The organism is Burkholderia sp. E168m15 (genome assembly GCF_016586105.1).
GTDB lineage: Bacteria > Pseudomonadota > Gammaproteobacteria > Burkholderiales > Burkholderiaceae > Burkholderia > Burkholderia orbicola.
On record NZ_BCPO01000061.1, the window covers coordinates 1 to 19,991 of the forward strand.

Consider the following 19,991-nt stretch of genomic DNA (forward strand, 5'->3'; position numbering starts at 1 on the left):
CTGCCCGACAGGATCACCGCCTTCGGCGCGAACTCGCGGACGAAGTCGTCGGACACGTCGTTCGGATGGATTTCGCAGTAGACGTGCGCTTCACGCACGCGCCGTGCAATCAGTTGGGTGACTTGCGAACCGAAGTCGAGAATCAGGATTTTGTCGTGCATGGCTGCGGACGGGATGAAGAGAATAAGAAAAGCAGCGCACGAAGCGCTGCGTCAAAAGCATGGACAGCGGCGTCGGGCGGCAGGCGGCTCGCGCGACGCATCGCCGGTCAATCCTGCGACGGCGGGCGCGCGTCGAATGCGACGCTGCCTGACGCGCGATCGGATGCGGCCGATGGACCTGCGGCGACCGGTGCCGAAGGCGCCACCGGGCGGCTGACGACCGGCTCGACCCGCGGCGGCTGCGTGGAGGCCGACGCCGGTTCGACCGGACGCCTCGCGTCCCGGCCCTCGAGCGCCTGCGCCCTGTCGGCCCTTTCGCGCCGACGCACGGCCGATGCGAGCCGCACGCCGCCGAGACCGAGCACGATCAGCGCGACCCCGGCCACCGCCGACAGCACCCGGCCGGCGGCCGCCAGCGCGGGACCGCTGCCGGTGCCGATCGACCACACGACCGTCAGCACGCCGGTCAGCCAGTTCACATGGCCGACCGCCCGTGCGACGGGCGCCGTGAGGTCGCCGTTGAACGCCGCATGAAACGCGAGCCACGCGAGCCCGAGCAGCGCGATGCCGAACGCCTGACCGAGCATCGCCGGCTGGATGTTCGCCAGTTGCAGCGCGTCGAACAGCGCCTGCCAGGGCGTCAGCACGAACAGCACGCCGAACGCCAGCAGCAGCACGGCATCGACGATCAGCACGGCTCGCAGCAGCGGTTTCATCGGCGATCAGTCCACGTGGTAGTTCGGCGCTTCCTTCGTGATCTGCACGTCGTGCACGTGCGACTCGCGCATGCCCGCCGCGGTGATCTGGACGAATTCGGCCTTCTCGTGCAGCTCGTCGATCGTCTTGCAGCCGCAGTAGCCCATGCTCGCGCGCACGCCGCCGACCAGCTGGAACAGGATCGCGTTGACCGAACCCTTGTACGCGACACGGCCTTCGATGCCTTCCGGCACGAGCTTGTCGATGTTCGCCGAGTTGTCCTGGAAGTAGCGGTCAGCCGCGCCATCCTTCATCGCACCGACCGAACCCATGCCGCGATACGACTTGTACTGGCGGCCCTGGTACAGGAACACGTCGCCCGGCGCCTCTTCGGTGCCTGCGAACATGCTGCCCATCATCACCGCATTCGCGCCGGCCGCGAGGGCCTTCGACACGTCGCCCGAGAAGCGCACGCCGCCGTCCGCGATGCACGGCACGCCGGTGCCCTTCAGCGCTTCCGACACGTTCGCGATCGCGCTGATCTGCGGCACGCCGACACCCGCGACGATCCGCGTCGTGCAGATCGAACCCGGGCCGATACCGACCTTGACCGCGTCCGCGCCGTATTCGATCAGCGCCTTCGCGGCGGCGGCCGTCGCGATGTTGCCGCCGATCACCTCGACGTGCGGGAAGTTCTGCTTGACCCAGCGCACGCGCTCGAGCACGCCCTTGCTGTGACCGTGCGCGGTATCGACGACGATCACGTCGACGCCGGCCTGCACCAGCAGCTCGACACGCTCTTCGTTGTCCGGACCGACGCCGACCGCCGCGCCTGCGCGCAGCTTGCCGTGTTCGTCCTTGCACGCGTCCGGGTGCTCGGTCTGCTTCGTGATGTCCTTGACGGTCATCAGGCCGCGCAGTTCAAACGCGTCGTTGACGACCAGCACGCGCTCGAGGCGGTGGCTGTGCATCAGCGCCTTCGCTTCGGCGAGCGGCGTGCCTTCCTTGACCGTGACGAGGCGCTCGCGCGGCGTCATGATCGACTTGACCGGCTCGTCGAGGCGCGTTTCGAAACGCAGGTCGCGGTTCGTGACGATGCCGACGAGCTGCGGGCCTTCGACGACCGGGAAACCCGAAATGCCATGCTGGCGCGACAGCGCGATCACGTCGCGCACCTTCATTTGCGGGGGCACCGTGATCGGATCGCGGACGACGCCCGACTCGAAACGCTTGACCTTCGCGACTTCGCGGGCCTGTTCGGCCGGCGTGAGGTTCTTGTGGACGATACCGACGCCACCCTGCTGGGCCATCGCGATCGCGAGGCGACCTTCGGTGACCGTGTCCATCGCGGCGGACACGAGCGGCATGTTCAAGGAGATGTTGCGGGTCAGCTTGGTCTTGAGGCTGGTGTCGCGCGGGAGAACGTCGGAGAAGGCGGGAACGAGGAGCACGTCATCGAAAGTGAGTGCTTTTTGGATCAGACGCATGGCAAATCCTATGGGCGCAAAAGCGAATTATACGCGAAGCGCCGTGAATTTTCACAACACGAACAACGGCTTAGCCGGTTTCGGCCGTTCGGGGGCCGAATCGTTCGGATCGCCGTTCGGTTCGTTTTCGATCGTCTTTCGTTTCACCGCCGCATCGAGCCATTCGCGCAACCGGCGGCCGGCGGCATGTGCCCGTGTCGCGGCGGGGCCACACGGCCGCGACGGCGGCGGCCGCGCGCACGGCCCGGCGACCCGCCGAAGCGGCTTGCCAGCCCTGCTTCACGCCAGCCCGGCGGCACGGGCGATCATCGCCATGCCGCCCGCCGCCACCCCGCAACCGACGGTCCGCGCGAAGCGCCCGCCGGCCGGCACAACACGTTCGGCTGCGATCGCGACCGTCACGGCGGCCATCACGCGCAGATCCATCATGCCGGCCGCCAATGCGACCACCATCAGGTTCCCGCAACACGCGCCGCACCTGATCGCGGCGCGCATGCCGTACCGCCATGCCGTAACGGCCGCCGCCCGTGGCCGATGCACGTCGTGCGCCTCCGCATGCCGGCAGCACGCGAGCCGGCGCGCCTTCCACCCGGAGAATTGCAACGCGCCCGCGGCCAGCACGACGGCGCCGGACACGAACGGCATCGCCCGGGCGAGCGCCGGCAGACGGGCGGCGGCCGTCGTCATTACGGCGCCGGCCGGAAACACGAGCGCGCCGAGCGCCATCCAGACCGAGAAATATCCCGCCCCCGCGACGACGACGAGCCAGGCCGACCGCGCTGCCGCCTGCGGGCCGATACGCCGCCGGTAATGCCAGAGCTGCGGCGCGAGCACGGGCAGCATCATCGTCACCGTCATCGCGCCCCACATTCCGGCGAACGTCGCGAATGCGCGCCCGCCGCCTCGCCCGCACGGCCGCAGCCAGGCGGCCGAGGCCATCCAGCCGCCTGGCATCGGTACGCCGCCCATCGCGGCCATCGACGCATGCTGCGCCAGCGTCGCCACCACGGCGACCGCGAACACGGCCGCGACCGCCACGCCGAATGCCCGCGGATCGAGGGCCGTCTCGCCGGTTATCGGCCCGGCTTTCGCCCCGGTCGTCGTTCGTGTCATCGCGTGCTCCCGCCCGTGGCCACCGCGCTCAGCCGCGCGCGTACTCGTCGTGACGGCGCCACCACGGGCCGGCCTCGTTGCGTCCGCGCGGCGCGCGATCGAGCCACTGGTACATCCCCCACAGCCCGTCGAGGCCGCGCGCGTAGGTCGAATACGTGTGATAGACGGCGCCGTCCTCGCGCACGAACGCGCTCATCCCCGGCCGGTCGAGCGAATACGTGCGCGCGTCGGTGCCGCAGGTGGCCGCAAACTGCACGACGGGCGCCGGCGGCGGATCCATGTCCATCGCATGGCCGGCCCGCGCATAGTTGTATTCGACGTCGCCCGCGCGCTGCTGCGTTTCGGTGAACGACACGTTGAAGTCGAAGTTGAAATCGCTGCCGACCGACGACGCCCACGGGAACGTCCACCCCATCCGCTGCCGGTACGCGAGCAGTTTCGCGAGCGGCGCGCGCGACACGGCCGCGAGCGTCACGTCGTGATGCGCCAGATGCACGGCAAAACCGTCGAAGCCGTCGGCGAGCGCCGAGCACGACGGGCAGCCCGCCTTGTAGTCGGGGCCGAACATGAAGTGATAGACGAGCAATTGCGAACGGCCGCGAAACAGGTCGTCGAGCGTCGCCTGCCCTTCCTCGGTATCGAACCGGTAGGTCTTGTCGACGCGCACCCACGGCAGCGCCTGGCGCCGCCGCGCGAGTTCGTCGCTTTGCCGCGTCAGCGCCTTTTCCGCGTCGAGCAGCGCGCGGCGTTCGGCCAGCCATTCGTCGCGGGTTCCGGTGAGATGGGTCGTCATTGCGGGTTCCTCCTTCCGATGGGTATCCGGGCACGGCGTCCGAGGCCGTGTGCGTGGTGCTAGATTAGTGGCGGGCATCGGACCGGAGGGAGTGACAAGTGTGTCGGGATTCGGATGGATTCGCTGATCACGGCGGCCGCGCGCGCGCTCGCGACCGGTGACGCGCTCGGCGCGCTGAACCGCGTCGCGCTGCGCGACGATGCGCCGGCGCTCGCGCTGCGCGGCATCGCGCTGGCGCAGCTCGGCGATTTCGACCGGGCGCGCGCGCTCGTGCGCGCCGCCGCACGCGCATTCGGTGCGAAGGAAACGGTCGCACGGGCGCGCTGCGTCGTCGCGGAAGCCGAGATCGCGCTCGCGTCGCGCGACCTGCGCTGGCCGACGCGCGCGCTCGACGCGGCCTGCGCGACGCTCGACACGCACGGCGACCGCGCGAACGCCGCGCATGCCCGCTATCTCGGCGTGCGCCGGTTGCTGCTGATCGGTCAGCTCGACGAGGCCGAACGGCTGCTTGCATATCTCGATCCCGTGCCGCTACCGCCCGCGTCACGCGCCACCCATGAATTGATCGCGGCCGGCATCGCGATGCGCCGCCTCCGCACGCACGCGGCCCGTACGGCACTCGACCGTGCGCGGACAGCCGCCCGCGCCGCCGGCATCGCCGCGCTGACGGCCGAGGTCGATACCGCGGCGCGCGTGCTCGACGCACCGGCCGCCCGGCTCATCGCACGCGGCACGTCGCGGCTCGTACCGCTCGACGAAGTGGAGACGCTGTTCGAGTCGAATGCGCTCGTCGTCGACGCGTGCCGCCACACGGTGCGCGATGCGCGCACGACCGTGTCGCTCGCGCGGCGTCCGGTGCTCTTCGTGCTCGCCCGTGCGCTGGGCGAAGCGTGGCCGGCCGACGTATCGAGAAACGCGCTCGTCGCCGCCGCGTTCCGTGCGAAACAAGCCGACGAATCGCATCGTGCGCGGCTGCGTGTCGAGATCGGCCGGCTGCGTGCGGTGCTGCGCCCGCTCGCGAACGTCGTCGCGACGCCGCGCGGCTTCGCGCTCGAACCGCTCGGCGTGCGCGAAACCGTCGTCCTCGCGCGTCCGGTCGACGATCGCCATGCGGCCGTGCTCGCGCTCCTCGCCGACGGCGAAGCGTGGTCGAGCTCCGCGCTGGCGCTCGCGCTCGGCGCCAGCCAGCGCACCGTGCAGCGTGCGCTGGATGCGCTCGCCGAAACCGGCAAGGTGCAGGCGCTCGGCCGCGGACGCGCGCGCCGCTGGCTGACGCCGCCGCTGCCCGGATTCGCGACGACCTTGTTACTCCCGGTTGCGCTGCCGGGCGATTAGGATGGCCCCATCGAACGACGAGGTGACAAACATGAAACGCTCCACCGCAGAGATCCTTCACGAGTACGGCCCGTTTCCGGGCGTCGACGGCGTGCACGGCGTCACGTTCGACGGGCAGCACGTGTGGTACGCGTCCGGCGACAAGCTGAATGCGCTCGATCCCGAGCGCGGCACGACCGTCCGCTCGCTCGACGTCGCCGCGCACGCGGGCACCGCGTTCGACGGCCGCCACCTGTTCCAGATCGTCGAGGACCGCATCGAGAAGATCGACCCCGAATCGGGTCGCGTGCTCGCGACGATCCCGGCGCCCGGCGGCGGCGCCGATTCGGGGCTCGCGTGGGCGGAAGGCACGCTGTGGGTCGGCCAGTACAGCGAACGCAAGATTCATCAGGTGGATCCGCAGTCGGGCGCCGTGCTGCGCACGATCGAATCGAACCGCTTCGTCACCGGCGTGACGTGGGTCGACGGCGAGCTGTGGCACGGCACGTGGGAAGCCGACCAGAGCGACCTGCGACGCATCGATCCGCACACGGGCGAGGTGCTCGAGCAGATCGACATGCCGGCCGGCGTCGGCGTGTCGGGGCTCGAATCCGACGGCCACGACCGCTTCTACTGCGGCGGCGGCAACAGCGGCAAGCTGCGTGCCGTGCGCCGCCCGGTGCGCACGCGTACCGCCACCGACGGCACGGACGTGATACCCGATCCGGCAGACGGCTGATCCACCGCGTGCCCACGCTGCCCGAACGCACCGCCGTGCCCCCGAGTGCAGGAATGAACAAGACGCCGCCACGACGGCATCGCTAAGATGCGCGCACTTCAGTCATTCGTTCGGAGCGGTCGATGCAGCGCGGCGTGGTGTACGGTGTCCTGGCAGGCGCCCTGTGGGGCATGGTGTTTCTCGTTCCGCGGCTGCTGACCGATTTCTCGCCGCTGCTGCTGAGCGCCGGCCGCTATACGATGTACGGCCTCGTGTCGCTGGCGGCCGCACTGCCGGTCGCCCGCTCGCTGCTCGTGCGCTTGACCCGCGAGGATCTGGTCGCGCTGGTGAGGCTCGCCGTCATCGGCAACGTCGCGTACTACATGCTGCTGTCCGGCGCCGTGCACCTGATCGGCATCGCGCCCAGTTCGCTGATCGTCGGCGTGCTGCCCGTGTCCGTCACGCTCGCGGGCCTCGGCGACCGTGGCGCCATGCCGCTGCGGCGGCTCGCCGCTCCGCTCGCGCTGGTGATCGCGGGTATCGTCTGCATCAACGTCGACCTGTTTACATCCGAAGCCGCGCACGCCACGACGCTCGCCCAGAAGCTCGCGGGCATCGCCTGCGCGGCGGGCGCGCTCGCGAGCTGGACCTGGTATGCGGTGGCGAACACACGCTACCTGCAGCGCCATCACCACTTCGGCGGCAACGAATGGTCGGTGCTGTGGGGTGTCGTGACGGGGTTGATCGGCGGGCTCTGCTGGATGGCGATCCTCGCGCTGCCGGCCGGCACGGTGCAGGCGGCCGTCCCCGCATCGCGGTGGCAGTTGTTCTGGCTGCTGAACCTCGTGCTCGCGATCGGCGCGTCGTGGCTCGGCAACGGGCTGTGGAATGCCGCGTCGAAGCGGCTGCCGCTCACGCTGTCGGGCCAGCTGATCGTGTTCGAAACCGTGTTCGCGATGCTGTATGCGTTCGTGTATGACCAGCGGATGCCGCACGCGCTCGAGATCGCCGCGCTCGTGCTGCTGCTCGCCGGCGTATACGGCTCGGTGCGGCGGCACGGCGACACGCCGGGCAGCGCATCGACAAACGCAAACGCCGCGGCCCATTGAGCGCCGCGGCGTTTGATCAGATCAATCGGAACGAAAAGCGCGTCAGCGCGCGTCCTTGTTCATCCACTTGCGGCCCTCGATCGAGCCGGCGCGGCGGGACTTGTCGACGCGCCGCTGGCGCGCGAGCTTCGGATCGACGATCAGCGGACGGTAAATCTCGACGCGGTCGTGATCGACGAGCGGCGCATCGAGCGGTGCGAGCTTGCCGTACACGCCTGTCTTTGCGTGTGCGAGATCGATCTCCGGATGCAGCGCGAGCACGCCGCTCGCGTCGATGGCCGAGCGCACGGTCGCCCCGTCGGGCAGCGACAGCGGAATCAGCGTCTGGCGGTCCGGCAGCGCGTAGCAGACTTCGATCGACAGCATCGCGTCACCCCTTCCCGTAGCGCTGGTCCGCACGCTTCACGAACGAATCGACGAACGTGTTCGCGATGTGGCTGAACACCGGCCCGATGATCTTCTCGAGCAGGATGCTCGAAAACTCGTAGTGCAGCGCGAATTCGATCTTGCACGCATCGGCGCGCAGCGGGATGAAACGCCACGAACCCGTGAACTTCTTGAACGGCCCGTCCGCGAACTCCATGTCGATCCGGGTCGGACGCTGCTGCGTGTTGCGGGTCGCGAAATGCTGCTTGATACCCTTGAAGTTGATGTCGATGCGCGCTTCCATCCCGCTCTCGTCCTGACGGCGAACCTCGACACCGCCGCACCAGGGCAGGAAATTGGGGTAGTCGGCCACGTCGGTGACGAGGTCGAACATCTGTTCCGCCGAATGACGGATCAATACGGTTTTCTGGACATCTGCCATAAATCGCGCGGCATCGCTTAAAGTGGGAACGCCAAGCCGGGCGATACGCGCCCCGCTTTGCTAAAATCGTGATTTTAAACGAGTTGGCCCGATCCTTTCATGAGCATCATCGACAACAGGAAAGCGCACTTCGATTATCACATCGAGGAACGCTACGAGGCGGGGCTCGTGCTGGAGGGCTGGGAAGTCAAGGCGCTGCGCGCCGGACGCGGCCAGATCAAGGAAGGCTACGTCGTGGTGAAGAACGCCGAGATCTTCCTGATCGGGACCCATATCAGCCCGCTGCCCGAAGCCTCGACGCACATCAAGCCCGACCCGGTTCGCACGCGCAAGCTGCTGCTGCACCGCGAGGAAATCAAGAAGCTGATCGGCAAGGTCGAGCAGCGCGGCTACACGCTCGTGCCGCTTAACTTCCACTACAAGGGCGGTCGCGTGAAATGCGACATCGCGCTCGCGAAGGGCAAGAAGCTGCACGACAAGCGCGAAACCGAGAAGAAGCGCGACTGGGAACGCGAGAAGGCACGCATCATGCGCGCCGGCACCTGACACACACGGCGTTCATCGCAAACGACACGGCCCGCTCGAAGCGGGCCGTGTCGCTTTGGACTGCCTGAATCGCGCCGGCCGGTCGCGGCTGCGCGACGATTCGCCGCAGGACGATACGCACGCGGCAGCTGCGTGCGCATCGATGTCGGGCTCAGCTCTTCGCGCCGGCCCCCACGCCCGCGCTCTTGACGATCGTCAGCGCCGACGAGATCGCGGTACCGAGATCCGACAGGTTCGACGGCACGATCAGCGTATTGCCCTGCTTCGCGAGATTCGCGAACGCACCGACATACTGCTCGGCGACCTTCAGGTTCACCGCGTCCATCCCGCCTTGCGACTGGATCGCGCTCGCGATTTTCTGGATCGCCTGCGCGTTCGCCTCGGCCACCGCCAGAATCGCGGCGGCTTCGCCCTGCGCCTGGTTGATCGCGGCCTGCCGCTCGCCTTCCGACTTCTGGATCGCGGCTTCGCGCGCCCCCGACGCGAGGTTGATCTGCTCCTGCTTGCGGCCTTCGGATGCGGCGATCAGCGCACGCTTTTCGCGCTCCGCGGTGATCTGCGCCTGCATCGCATGCAGGATCTCCTTCGGCGGCGTCAGGTCCTTGATCTCGTAGCGCAGCACTTTCACGCCCCAGTTCGCCGCGGCGTCGTCGAGCGCCGACACGATGCTGTGGTTGATGAAATCGCGCTCCTCGAAGGTCTTGTCGAGCTCGAGCTTGCCGATCACCGAGCGCAGCATCGTCTGCGACAGCTGCGTGATCGCGAGCACGAAGTTGCTCGACCCGTACGACGCCTTCATCGGGTCCATCACCTGGAAATACAGCACGCCGTCGACCTGCAACTGCGTGTTGTCGCGCGTGATACAGACCTGACTCGGCACGTCGAGCGGAATTTCCTTCAGCACGTGCCGGTACGCGATGCGATCGACGAACGGCAGCACGATATTGAGACCGGGCGACAGCGTCGCGTGGTAGCGCCCGAAGCGCTCGAGCACCCATGCATGCTGCTGCGGCACGATCTTCACCGTCTTCGACACGATCACGATCGCGATGACGAGCAGGACAACCCAGATGATCAGCGAATCCATGAAGCATTTCCTCCTTGTTGTTGTATCAGCGGACGATCAGCCCGCGGGTTTCGCCACGACCACGAGGCAATTGCCGCGCACGGCGCTCACCTGGTACACGCGCGCATCGTCGCGCTCGCCGTGCGCGAGTTCGACGTCCCAGTCGGCACCGCGATACTGCACGCGCGCGCGGCCGTCACGCCACGCGTCGACCGTGACGGTCGAGCCGATATCGAGATTGACGTCGGGATTCGTCGACGTGTCGCGCTTCTGCTTGCGGCCGAGCCCCGAACGGCGCAGCACGATCATCGCGACGATCGCGACCGCGGCCGCCGCGCCGAACTGCACGTGCGGCGCGAAACCGGCCAGTTGCAACAACCCGCCGGCGAGAAAGCCGAGCGCGATCATCAACAGATAGAACGTGCCGGTCAGCAATTCGGCCACGACCAGCACGCCGACCCCGACCCACCAGAACAGATGCCCCGACATCATTGTGGTCTCCAGAAAAACGTCCCCGATGCTCACTATATTCGCTGCGCTCGCGGCTGTGCGAAGCGGTCGGTACTCTTGGACAGCCCGGCGAGTACCGAAGGAAAACGACCCCCACGCTCACTGCGCTCGCTGCCCCCCGCGGGGGCGGTCGGCACTCTTGGGGCGGCCCGGCGAGTACCGACGAAAAAAAACACCCCGGCGCTTACCGGGGTGTTTATAGCACGAACCTTGCATTTTGCCTTCAACGAAAGTGCGGCGGACCGCCCTTTCGTCGAAGTTGCATCACGACTCGTTACTTGCGGTTGGCGGCGAGCGCCTGCCACGTATCGATGATCGTGTCGGGGTTCAGCGAGATCGACACGATGCCTTCGTCCGTCAGCCATTGCGCGAAGTCCGGGTGATCGGACGGGCCCTGGCCGCAGATCCCGACGTACTTGCCCATCTTGCGGCACGTATCGATCGCACGCTTCAGCAGGAACTTGACGGCCGGGTCGCGCTCGTCGAAGTCGACTGCCAGCAGTTCCATGCCCGAATCGCGGTCGAGGCCGAGCGTGAGCTGCGTGAGGTCGTTCGAGCCGATCGAGAAACCGTCGAAGTGTTCCAGGAACTCTTCGGCGAGGATCGCGTTGGTCGGGACTTCGCACATCATCACAAGGCGCAGGCCGTTTTCGCCACGCTTCAGGCCGAACTTCTCGAGCAGGCCGACCACGCGCTCCGCCTGCTTCACGGTCCGCACGAACGGCACCATGATCTCGACGTTGGTCAGGCCCATCTCGTCACGCACGCGCTTCAGTGCACGGCATTCCATCTCGAACGCCTGCGCGAAGTCCTCGGCGATGTAGCGCGACGCGCCGCGGAAGCCCAGCATCGGGTTTTCCTCGTCCGGCTCGTAACGCGAACCGCCGATCAGCTTCTTGTACTCGTTCGACTTGAAGTCGGACAGACGCACGATCACCGGCTTCGGATAGAACGCCGCCGCGATCGTCGCGACGCCTTCCGTCAGCTTGTCGACGTAGAACTGACGCGGCGACGCGTGGCCGCGCGCCACGCTCTCGACCGCCTTCTTCAAGTCCTGGTCGATGTTCGGGTACTCGAGAATCGCCTTCGGGTGAACGCCGATGTTGTTGTTGATGATGAACTCGAGACGCGCGAGACCCACGCCGCCGTTCGGCAGTTGCGAGAAGTCGAACGCGAGCTGCGGGTTGCCGACGTTCATCATGATCTTGACCGGGATTTCCGGCAGCTCGCCGCGCTGCACTTCCGTGACTTCCGTCTCGAGCAGCCCGTCGTAGATCTTGCCTTCGTCGCCTTCCGCGCACGACACGGTGACGAGCGCGCCGTCCTTCAGGATGTCGGTCGCATCGCCGCAGCCGACGACGGCCGGCACGCCGAGTTCACGCGCGATGATCGCCGCGTGGCAGGTACGGCCGCCACGGTTCGTGACGATCGCCGCCGCGCGCTTCATCACCGGCTCCCAGTTCGGGTCGGTCATGTCGGCCACCAGCACGTCGCCCGGCTGCACGCGTTCCATTTCCGACGGATCCTGGATCACGCGCACGGGGCCCGCGCCGATCTTCTGGCCGATCGCACGACCCGTCGCGAGCACCTGCGACTGACCCTTCAGCTTGAAGCGCTGCTCTGCCTTGCCGGATGCCTGGCTCTTCACCGTTTCCGGACGTGCCTGCAGGATGAAGATCTTGCCGTCGCGGCCGTCCTTGCCCCACTCGATGTCCATCGGACGCTGATAGTGCTTCTCGATGATGACCGCGTACTTCGCCAGCTCGATCACGTCCTCATCCGTGATCGAGTAGCGGTTGCGCTGCTCGTGCGGCACGTCGACCGTCTTCACGCGGCCCGGCTCGCCCGGCTGCGTGAATTCCATCTTGATCAGCTTCGAGCCGATCGAGCGGCGGATGATCGGGTACTTGTCCTGCGCGAGCGTCGTCTTGAACACGTAGAACTCGTCCGGGTTCACCGCGCCCTGCACGACGGTTTCGCCCAGGCCGTAGCTCGACGTGATGAACACGGCGTCCTTGAAACCCGATTCGGTGTCGATCGTGAACATCACGCCGGCGGCGCCGACGTCCGAGCGGACCATGCGCTGCACACCGGCAGACAGCGCGACTTCGGCGTGCGTGAAGCCCTTGTGCACGCGGTACGAGATCGCGCGGTCGTTGTACAGCGACGCGAACACGTGCTTCATGCGGTCGAGCACGTCGTCGATGCCGACGACGTTCAGATACGACTCCTGCTGGCCGGCGAACGAGGCGTCGGGCAGATCTTCCGCGGTCGCGGACGAGCGCACCGCGAACGACAGCTCGCTCGGCGAGCCGTTCTTCAGCACTTCGAACTGCGCGCGGATTTCCTGCTCGAGGCGCGGCTGCAGCGGTGCGTCGACGATCCATTTACGGATTTCGGCACCGGCTTCGGCGAGCGCCTTCACGTCGTCGATGTCGAGCGACTCGAGACGCTTGGCGATGCGATCGGTGAGGTCGTTGTGCTTGAGGAAATCGCGGAATGCGAGCGCGGTCGTGGCGAAACCGGTGGGTACGCGAACGCCTGCTTCGGAAAGCTGGCTGATCATCTCGCCGAGCGACGCATTCTTGCCGCCCACGATTTCCACATCGGTCATCCGCAACTGCTCGAACGGAATTACATACGCCTGGTCCTTTGCGACGTTTGCTGCGTTAGTCATACAAGCCCCTAAGTGTGAAAAAAATGCTCGATCGCGCAAGTGGGCTCGAACACGGGCGCTTGCAAAAAGGCGCGGCGCGTCTTGCGCAACCTGTTAGATAAACACTCGCAGCGGCGGAAATCTTCCGACCCGATTTGCAAAAATCCCGGCAGAAGGGCGATATTTTCAGACAAATCGCCAGACTTGCCGGGAGTTCCGGAATCGCGCGGCCCAGCCACGGGGCGCCGTTCGCGCCCTGCCCCCGCAATTGCTTATCCAACAGGTTGCCGCTATTCTACCGTGCCGGCTGCCGGATGTGGCGCGACCTTGTCACTGGGTCTGGAGGCTCGCCTCCAGCCGCCCGCGCAACTGCCCTTCACGCTCGACGTCCAGATTCATGCTGCCTACCGTATTCATCGTCTCCGACGGCACCGGGATCACTGCCGAAACCTTCGCGCACTCGATCCTCTCCCAGTTCGACCAGAAATTCCGTCTCGTGCGCGTGCCGTTCGTCGACTCGCTCGACAAGGCCTATGCGACCGTCGAAAAGATCAACGAGGCCGCCGTGCACGACGGCCGTCGCGCGATCGTGTTCACGACGCTCGTCGACAGCGAGTCGAACGACATCGTCAAACGCTCGAACGCGCTCGTGCTCGACATGTTCCAGCGCTTCGTCGAACCGCTCGAGCAGGAACTCGAGCTCAAGTCGAGCCACGCGATGGGCCGCGGCCACCAGAACGCGGACACCGAGGAATACAAGACGCGGATCGAGGCGATCAACTTCTCGCTCGCGCACGACGACGGCCAGTCGAATCGCAACCTGTCGGAGGCCGACGTGATCCTCGTCGGCGTGTCGCGCAGCGGCAAGACGCCGACGAGCCTGTATCTCGCGATGCAGTACGGCGTGAAGGCGGCCAACTATCCGCTGATTCCAGAAGACTTCGAACGCGGCAAGCTGCCGTCGGCGCTGGCGCCGTACAGCGAGAAGCTGTTCGGGCTGTCGATCGACCCGCAGCGCCTGTCGGAGATCCGCAACGAGCGCCGGCCGGGCAGCAAGTACGCGGCACCCGAGAACTGCCGTTACGAGATCAACGAGGCCGAAGCGATGATGCGCCGCGAAGGGATCAAATGGCTATCGTCGACGCACAAGTCGATCGAGGAAATCGCGACGACGATCCTGCAGGAAATCCGGCTCGACCGGCAGTCGTACTGAGCGCGGAAGCGCTGGCGGCCGTCAGGCCGTCGCCGAAAGCAACAAGGCCGCGTCAAACGCGGCCTTGTTTCGTTTTACGGCACATGCACCGCGTGCGGCGTCACGCCGGCCGCTGCTGCCGTACCTGCTCGAACAGGCACACTGCCGCCGCCGCCGCGACGTTCAGCGACTCCATCCCGCCCGGCTGCGGAATCGTCACGCGATGCGTGGCCGCGTCGCGCCAGAATGCCGACACGCCGGCACCTTCGTTGCCGAACACCCAGGCGACAGGTCCCGACAGGTCGCAGTCGTAGACCGCCTGCGCGCCGTGCGAGTCGGTCAGCGCGACCGGGACGTCGAGGCGTTCGGCCAGCGCCTCAGCTTCGACGTCCTCATGGATCGACAGCAGGAAATGCGCGCCCATGCCCGAGCGCAGCACCTTCGACGACCACGCATAGGCCGTCCCCGGCGCGCAGAACACGTGACGCACGCCGGCCGCCGCCGCGCTGCGCAGGATCGAGCCGACGTTGCCGGCATCCTGCACGCCGTCGAGCACGACCGACGTGTGCGTCACGCGTTCGGGCAGCGGGTGCGCCGGCCGGTCGACCAGCAGCAGGAAGCCGACGCCGTTGACGACGTTCGACAACTGCCCGAACAGCGCGTCCGGCAGCGTGACGATCCGCTGCGCGTCGATGCGTGCGACGATCGCCTGCGCCTCGGCGTGGCCGAGCGCGCCTTCGGTCGTGACGCACAGCTCGGGCGTCGCGCCCGTATCGAGGTACGCGCTTGCCAGATGGAAGCCTTCGAGCAGCGCCTGGCCGCTGCGGCGCTGATGGGGCGTCGAACCCGCGAGCGCCTTCAGGCGCTTGTACAGCGGATTGTCGCGGGAAGTGATGCTTTTCATCGAATCAGGTCAAGCGCCGCGCGAACCGGCGCGAACGAGCGCCGATGCGCTTCGCACGGGCCGTGCTCGCGAAGTGCGGCAAGGTGTTTCGCGGTGCCGTAGCCCGCATGCACGTTGAAACCGTACACCGGGAAGCGTTCATGCAGGTCGACCAGCATCCGGTCGCGCGTGACCTTCGCTAGGATCGACGCGGCCGAGATGCTCGGCACGAGCGCGTCGCCACTGACGATCGCCTCGGCACGCACGCTCAGCGTCGGGCAGCGGTTGCCGTCGATCTGCGCGAGCGTCGGCAGTACCGACAGGCCTTCGACGGCCCGCTTCATCGCGAGCATCGTCGCATGCAGGATATTCAGCGTATCGATCTCGTCGACACTCGCCGACGCGACGCAATACGCGTGCGAACGCGTGACGATCAGGTCGTACAGCGCGTCGCGCTTCTTCGCGGACAGCACTTTCGAATCGTCGAGCCCGTCGATCGGCTGTGCCGGATCGAGGATCACCGCGGCGGCGACTACCGGCCCCGCGAGCGGGCCGCGGCCGGCTTCGTCGACGCCGCAGACGATCTCGTCCGGACGGCTGAAGTCGAAACCGCCCTGCACGTCGCTCGACGCACGGCGGCGTGGCGCACGGATTGCGGTCATGCGCGCCCCTTGCGTTGTTCGAGCACGCGCACGACGGCCTCGGCCGCCTTCGCGGCCGTGTTCTGCCGCAGCGACAGATGCATTTCGGTAAACACTTCGGTCAGCGTGCGGCGGTTCGCGTCGTCGCTCAGTTGCGTGAGCGTCGCATCGGCGAGCGCCTCGGGCGTCGCGAAATGCTGCAGCAGCTCGGGCACGACGAAGCGACCCGCCAGGATGTTCGGCAAGCCGACATACGGCAGGTAGCCCTGCCGGCGCATGATCTGCCCGGTCAGCCAGGGCACCTTGTACGAGATCACCATCGGCTTCTTCAGCAGCGCGGCTTCCAGCGTGACGGTGCCGCTCTTCACGAGGATCGCGTCGGCGGCCGTCATCGCGACCTGCGAGCGGCCGTCGGTGATCGTCAACGCGAGTTGCGGGTGCGCGTCGACGAGCGGCTGCAGCAGTTCGCGCAGTGCGGGCGTCGCGGCCGGCATCACGAACCGCACGCCGGGTTCGCGCTGCTGCATCAACGCCATCGCCGCGAAGAACGTGGGGCCGATCAGCGCGATCTCCGAGCGCCGGCTGCCCGGCAGCACCGCGATCACGGGGCCGTCGGCCGGCAGACCCAGTGCGATGCGGGCGCCATGCGTGTCGGGTTCGAGCGGGATGTCGTCGGCGAGCGGATGACCGACGTAGGTCGATGCGACGCCCGCCTTGTCGAGGATCGCCGGCTCGAACGGGAACAGGCACAGCATGTGATCGACGGACTTCGCGATCTTCTTGATGCGGCCGCCGCGCCACGCCCAGATCGACGGGCACACGAAGTGGATCGACGGAATGCCCGCGTCGCGCGCGGCCTGCTCGACGTTGAAGTTGAAATCGGGTGCGTCGACGCCGATGAACGCGGCCGGCCGCTCGGCGAGCAGCTGGCGCTTCAGTTCGCCGCGAATCCGCAGGATCTCTGGAATCTGGCCCAGCGCCTCGACATAGCCGCGCACGGTCAGCTTGTCCATCTGCCAGTGCGAGTCGAAGCCCTGCGCGATCATGCGCTGCCCGCCGATCCCGTAATACTGGGCCGATTCGGGCAGCCGCTCGCGCAGCCCGCCGAGCAGCGACGCCGCGAGCAGGTCGCCCGACGGCTCGCCGGCCACCATCGCGAGTCGCAGCTGATTGGTCGGGAGCGGCATCGCTTAGCGGATGATGCCGCGTTGCGACGCGTCGATGAACTCGACGAGCGCCGTCACCGGTGCATCGCCGTCGCCGCCCGCTTCCGCGAGTTCGCGCAGTTGCACCTTCGCTTCTTCCAGCGACAGGCCGTTCTTGTACAGCACGCGGTACGCGCTGCGCAGCGCCGAGATCGCATCGGCCGAGAAGCCGCGCCGGCGCAGCCCTTCGACGTTGATCCCGTGCGGCTCGGCCTTGTTGCCGGCTGCGATCACGAACGGGGGGATGTCCTGCACGAGCGCCGACGCGCCGCCCAGCATCGAGTGCGCGCCGATGCGCACGAACTGGTGCACGCCCGACATCCCGCCGATGATCGCGAAGTCGCCGATCTCGACGTGACCGGCCATCTGCGCGTTGCTCGACAGGATCACGTTGTTGCCGACGCGGCAGTCATGGCCGATGTGCACGTAGGCCATGATCCAGTTGTCGTCGCCGAGCGTCGTCACGCCGACGTCCTGCACGGTGCCCGTGTGGATCGTCGTGAATTCGCGGATCGTGTTGCGGTTGCCGATCACGAGCTTCGTCGGCTCGTCCTTGTACTTCATGTCCTGCGGACGACCGCCGACCGACGCGTAATGGCCGATGCGGTTGTCCTCGCCGAGCGTCGTATGGCCTTCGATCACGCTGTGCGAGCCGATCGTCGTGCGCGCGCCGATCGTGACGTGCGGGCCGACGATCGCGTACGGGCCGATCTCGACCGATTCGTCGATCTGCGCGCCCGGTTCGACGATCGCGGTAGGATGAATCCTGGTCATGCGCCGTTGCCTCTCGATATGATGTGTCGCGTTGTTCGCGTGATGTTACCCATGCGTGCCGCGTCGCTCAGGGCGCCGCGTCGGCCGTCTTGACCGTGCACATCAGTTCGGCTTCCGCCGCCACCTTGCCGTCCACTTCCGCCACCGCCTTGAACTTCCAGATGCCGCGGATGTAGCGCTCGAACGTCACGTTCAGGATCAGCTGGTCGCCCGGTTCGACCACGCGCTTGAAGCGCGCGCCGTCGATCCCGACGAAGTAATACAGCGTGTTCTCCGGGTCCTTCGGCTGCTCTTCCGCGAACGTCAGCAGCGCCGCGGCCTGGGCGAGCGCCTCGAGGATCAGCACACCCGGCATCACCGGCCGCTTCGGGAAATGCCCCTGGAAGAACGGCTCGTTGATCGACACGTTCTTCAGCGCTTTGATCCCTTTGTGCGGCTCGAGTTCGAGCACGCGATCGACGAGCAGAATCGGGTAGCGATGCGGCAGCAGCGTGAGGATCTTGTGGATGTCGAGATTGATTTTTTCAGTGCTCATGATGGTTCGTCTCACGCAGAGGCTGCGCGGTGGTGATGCAAAGGCTGAAGCGGGCCGCCGCGCGGCCCCGTCTGGCAAACCGGGCCGGTTGCGCTGGCCGTGCCCGGTTCGTGGTCTCGCATGATGCGCTCAGGCGTCGGTGCCGCCCTGGGCGGCGAGCGCGGCTTCGAGCGCCTTGATGCGCTCGCGCAGCTTGTCGAGGTTGCGCACGAGCGCGGCGCTCTTGTTCCATTCGCCGTGGTCGACGGCCGGAAACGCGCTGGTATAGATGCCGGCCTTCGGCAGCGACTTCGATACGCCCGACTTCGCGGTGATGATCACATAGTCGCCGAGCGTCACGTGGCCGGCGATCCCGGCCGCGCCACCGATCATGCAGTGGCGGCCGATCGTCGTGCTGCCCGCGATGCCGGCGCTGCCGGCGATCACCGTGTACGCGCCGATCCGGCAGTTGTGGCCGATCTGGACCTGGTTGTCGATCTTCACGCATTCCTCGATGACGGTATCCGCCATCGCACCGCGATCGATCGTCGTGTTCGCGCCGATTTCGACGTCCGGGCCGATCGTCACGCCGCCGACCTGCGGGATCTTGACCCAGCTGCCGGTGCGCGCGTCGCCGTCACCGACGAAATCCGGTGCGAAGCCGAAGCCGTCGGAACCGATCACGGCGCCCGCATGGACGATCGCGCGCGGGCCGACCTTGCAGCCGTGGTACACCGATGCGTTCGGATAAAAATGCGAGCCGGCGCCGATCGTCGTGCCGCGGCCGACGAACACGTTCGCGTCGAGCTGCACGCCGTCTTCGATCACCGCGCCGGCCTCGATCGTCACGTGCGGGCCGATCACCGCGGTCGCGGCGACCTTCGCGGCCGGATCGATCGTCGCGCTCGGATGCACGCCGGCCGCGCGCGGCGGCGTGGCGAGATCGATGAACATCTGCGCGACGCGCGCGAAGTACGCGTACGGATTCGGCGTCACGATGAAGTTGCGGGGGCCGGCCGTCCGGCCTTGAGCGGCCGCACCCAGCTTTTCCAGATCCTTCGGTGCGATCAGGACCGCACCGGCGCGGGTCGACTCGACCTGCGACAGGTACTTCGGGTTCGCGAGGAACGCGAGCTGCTGAGGGCCCGCCTGGTCGAGCGGTGCGAGCCCGCCCACCTTGCACTGTGCGTCGCCGGCGATCTCGCCGCCGAACCGTTTTACGAGTTCCTCAAGCGTCAATGCCATTCGTCGTCTGCTCCGTTCAGTTCGTCGAGCCGGACGCGAGCGCCTTGAGCACCTTGTCGGTGATGTCGATGCGCGGGCTGACGTACACGGCTTCCTGCACGATCAGGTCGTAATTCTGCTGCTCGGCGATCTGCTTGATGACCTTGTTCGCCTTTTCCAGCACGGCCGCCAGCTCTTCGTTGCGACGCTGGTTCAGGTCTTCGCGGAACTCGCGCTGCTTGCGCTGGAAGTCGGTGTCGAGCTGCGCCAGATCGCGCTGCTTCTGCGCGCGATCGGCCGCCGACAGCGACGCGCCGTTCTTGTCCAGCGAATCGGACATCGACTTCAGACGCGCCGCCAGGTCCTGCAGATCCTTGTCACGCTTCGCGAACTCGGCTTCGAGCTTCGTCTGCGCCGCCTTGGCGGGCGCCGACTCGCGCAGGATCCGATCCGAATTGACCGCCGCGATGCGGGCGACGTCCTGTGCGTGCACCGTTGCCGCGCCCAGGGCCAGCGCAACGGTCAGCGCGCACATCACTCGTTTCGAAAACTTACCGGTTAGCAAAATTACCCTCTCGTTG

The 19,991-nt window shown here is 67.0% G+C and carries 21 protein-coding genes and 1 pseudogene; 5 read left to right on the forward strand and 17 right to left on the reverse strand.

Translation table 11 applies throughout. The features are described 5' to 3' along the window. The 5 genes and pseudogenes from JMF86_RS09790 to JMF86_RS09810 form a co-directional block, all read right to left on the reverse strand. Positions 1-161: pseudogene (locus JMF86_RS09790) on the reverse strand (GMP synthase); the annotation flags it as partial. 107 nt (positions 162-268) lie between these two features. Continuing rightward, positions 269-877, reverse strand: coding sequence for a hypothetical protein (locus JMF86_RS09795; protein ID WP_011549557.1), 609 nt, complete (start codon positions 875-877; stop codon positions 269-271). A 6-nt stretch (positions 878-883) separates the two neighbouring features. Beyond that, positions 884-2,344: an IMP dehydrogenase gene (gene guaB / locus JMF86_RS09800; RefSeq protein ID WP_006478519.1), complete on the reverse strand. Its 1,461-nt coding sequence runs from the start codon at positions 2,342-2,344 to the stop codon at positions 884-886. A 279-nt stretch (positions 2,345-2,623) separates the two neighbouring features. Next, a complete protein-coding gene (locus JMF86_RS09805; protein ID WP_011549556.1) occupies positions 2,624-3,457 on the reverse strand; it encodes a DUF2182 domain-containing protein in 834 nt (277 codons plus the stop codon). Positions 3,458-3,485: 28 nt separating this feature from the next. Further along, a complete protein-coding gene (locus tag JMF86_RS09810; RefSeq protein ID WP_006478517.1) occupies positions 3,486-4,250 on the reverse strand; it encodes a DUF899 domain-containing protein in 765 nt (254 codons plus the stop codon). A 114-nt stretch (positions 4,251-4,364) separates the two neighbouring features. On the opposite strand from JMF86_RS09810, the gene JMF86_RS09815 reads away from it, so the two are divergent. The 3 genes from JMF86_RS09815 (at position 4,365) to JMF86_RS09825 (ending at position 7,391) form a co-directional block, all read left to right on the forward strand. Beyond that, complete coding sequence (locus JMF86_RS09815) at positions 4,365-5,585, forward strand: hypothetical protein (protein WP_011549555.1); 1,221 nt, start codon at positions 4,365-4,367, stop codon at positions 5,583-5,585. Positions 5,586-5,616: 31 nt separating this feature from the next. Then, complete coding sequence (locus JMF86_RS09820) at positions 5,617-6,303, forward strand: glutaminyl-peptide cyclotransferase (protein ID WP_011549554.1); 687 nt, start codon at positions 5,617-5,619, stop codon at positions 6,301-6,303. 122 nt (positions 6,304-6,425) lie between these two features. After that, on the forward strand, positions 6,426-7,391 hold the full coding sequence (locus JMF86_RS09825) for a DMT family transporter (protein WP_011549553.1): 966 nt from the start codon (positions 6,426-6,428) through the stop codon (positions 7,389-7,391). Positions 7,392-7,433: 42 nt separating this feature from the next. Here JMF86_RS09825 and JMF86_RS09830 read toward each other — a convergent pair whose 3' ends face one another. Next, positions 7,434-7,757, reverse strand: coding sequence for an RnfH family protein (locus JMF86_RS09830; protein ID WP_011549552.1), 324 nt, complete (start codon positions 7,755-7,757; stop codon positions 7,434-7,436). Positions 7,758-7,761: 4 nt separating this feature from the next. After that, complete coding sequence (locus JMF86_RS09835; protein WP_006478512.1) at positions 7,762-8,199, reverse strand: type II toxin-antitoxin system RatA family toxin; 438 nt, start codon at positions 8,197-8,199, stop codon at positions 7,762-7,764. A 99-nt stretch (positions 8,200-8,298) separates the two neighbouring features. Between JMF86_RS09835 and smpB the strand changes: the two genes are divergently transcribed. Next, the gene (gene smpB, locus JMF86_RS09840; protein ID WP_006478511.1) at positions 8,299-8,745 is read left to right on the forward strand and encodes an SsrA-binding protein SmpB; all 447 of its coding nucleotides are present in this window, start codon (positions 8,299-8,301) and stop codon (positions 8,743-8,745) included. A gap of 151 nt (positions 8,746-8,896) precedes the next feature. On the opposite strand, the gene JMF86_RS09845 is transcribed toward smpB, so the two are convergent. The 3 genes from JMF86_RS09845 to ppsA all read right to left on the reverse strand — a co-directional run bounded on the left by JMF86_RS09845 (position 8,897) and on the right by ppsA (position 12,998). After that, positions 8,897-9,832, reverse strand: a complete 936-nt coding sequence (locus JMF86_RS09845; RefSeq protein WP_011549551.1) for an SPFH domain-containing protein — start codon at positions 9,830-9,832, stop codon at positions 8,897-8,899. Positions 9,833-9,868: 36 nt separating this feature from the next. Next, positions 9,869-10,303, reverse strand: coding sequence for an NfeD family protein (locus JMF86_RS09850; RefSeq protein WP_011549550.1), 435 nt, complete (start codon positions 10,301-10,303; stop codon positions 9,869-9,871). A gap of 292 nt (positions 10,304-10,595) precedes the next feature. Then, positions 10,596-12,998: a phosphoenolpyruvate synthase gene (gene ppsA / locus JMF86_RS09855; RefSeq protein WP_006478508.1), complete on the reverse strand. Its 2,403-nt coding sequence runs from the start codon at positions 12,996-12,998 to the stop codon at positions 10,596-10,598. A 376-nt stretch (positions 12,999-13,374) separates the two neighbouring features. On the opposite strand from ppsA, the gene JMF86_RS09860 reads away from it, so the two are divergent. Beyond that, positions 13,375-14,190 carry a pyruvate, water dikinase regulatory protein gene (locus tag JMF86_RS09860; RefSeq protein WP_011549549.1) on the forward strand — a complete coding sequence of 272 codons (816 nt, stop codon included), beginning with the start codon at positions 13,375-13,377 and terminating at the stop codon, positions 14,188-14,190. Positions 14,191-14,290: 100 nt separating this feature from the next. Here JMF86_RS09860 and JMF86_RS09865 read toward each other — a convergent pair whose 3' ends face one another. The 7 genes from JMF86_RS09865 to JMF86_RS09895 form a co-directional block, all read right to left on the reverse strand. Then, positions 14,291-15,073: an RNA methyltransferase gene (locus tag JMF86_RS09865; protein ID WP_011549548.1), complete on the reverse strand. Its 783-nt coding sequence runs from the start codon at positions 15,071-15,073 to the stop codon at positions 14,291-14,293. Continuing rightward, positions 15,070-15,714 carry a ribonuclease HII gene (gene rnhB / locus JMF86_RS09870; RefSeq protein ID WP_011549547.1) on the reverse strand — a complete coding sequence of 215 codons (645 nt, stop codon included), beginning with the start codon at positions 15,712-15,714 and terminating at the stop codon, positions 15,070-15,072. The genes JMF86_RS09865 and rnhB overlap by 4 nt, the downstream gene beginning before the upstream one ends. Further along, positions 15,711-16,880, reverse strand: a complete 1,170-nt coding sequence (gene lpxB / locus JMF86_RS09875) for a lipid-A-disaccharide synthase (RefSeq protein WP_011549546.1) — start codon at positions 16,878-16,880, stop codon at positions 15,711-15,713. Before lpxB ends, rnhB begins: the two co-directional genes overlap by 4 nt. A 3-nt stretch (positions 16,881-16,883) precedes the next feature. Next, complete coding sequence (gene lpxA / locus JMF86_RS09880) at positions 16,884-17,672, reverse strand: acyl-ACP--UDP-N-acetylglucosamine O-acyltransferase (protein ID WP_006478502.1); 789 nt, start codon at positions 17,670-17,672, stop codon at positions 16,884-16,886. 67 nt (positions 17,673-17,739) lie between these two features. Beyond that, a complete protein-coding gene (fabZ, locus tag JMF86_RS09885; RefSeq protein WP_006495559.1) occupies positions 17,740-18,207 on the reverse strand; it encodes a 3-hydroxyacyl-ACP dehydratase FabZ in 468 nt (155 codons plus the stop codon). Between the two features lie 129 nt (positions 18,208-18,336). Next, the gene (gene lpxD / locus JMF86_RS09890; protein ID WP_011549545.1) at positions 18,337-19,431 is read right to left on the reverse strand and encodes a UDP-3-O-(3-hydroxymyristoyl)glucosamine N-acyltransferase; all 1,095 of its coding nucleotides are present in this window, start codon (positions 19,429-19,431) and stop codon (positions 18,337-18,339) included. A 16-nt stretch (positions 19,432-19,447) separates the two neighbouring features. Then, a complete protein-coding gene (locus tag JMF86_RS09895) occupies positions 19,448-19,945 on the reverse strand; it encodes an OmpH family outer membrane protein (protein ID WP_011549544.1) in 498 nt (165 codons plus the stop codon). Positions 19,946-19,991: the final 46 nt, after the last annotated feature.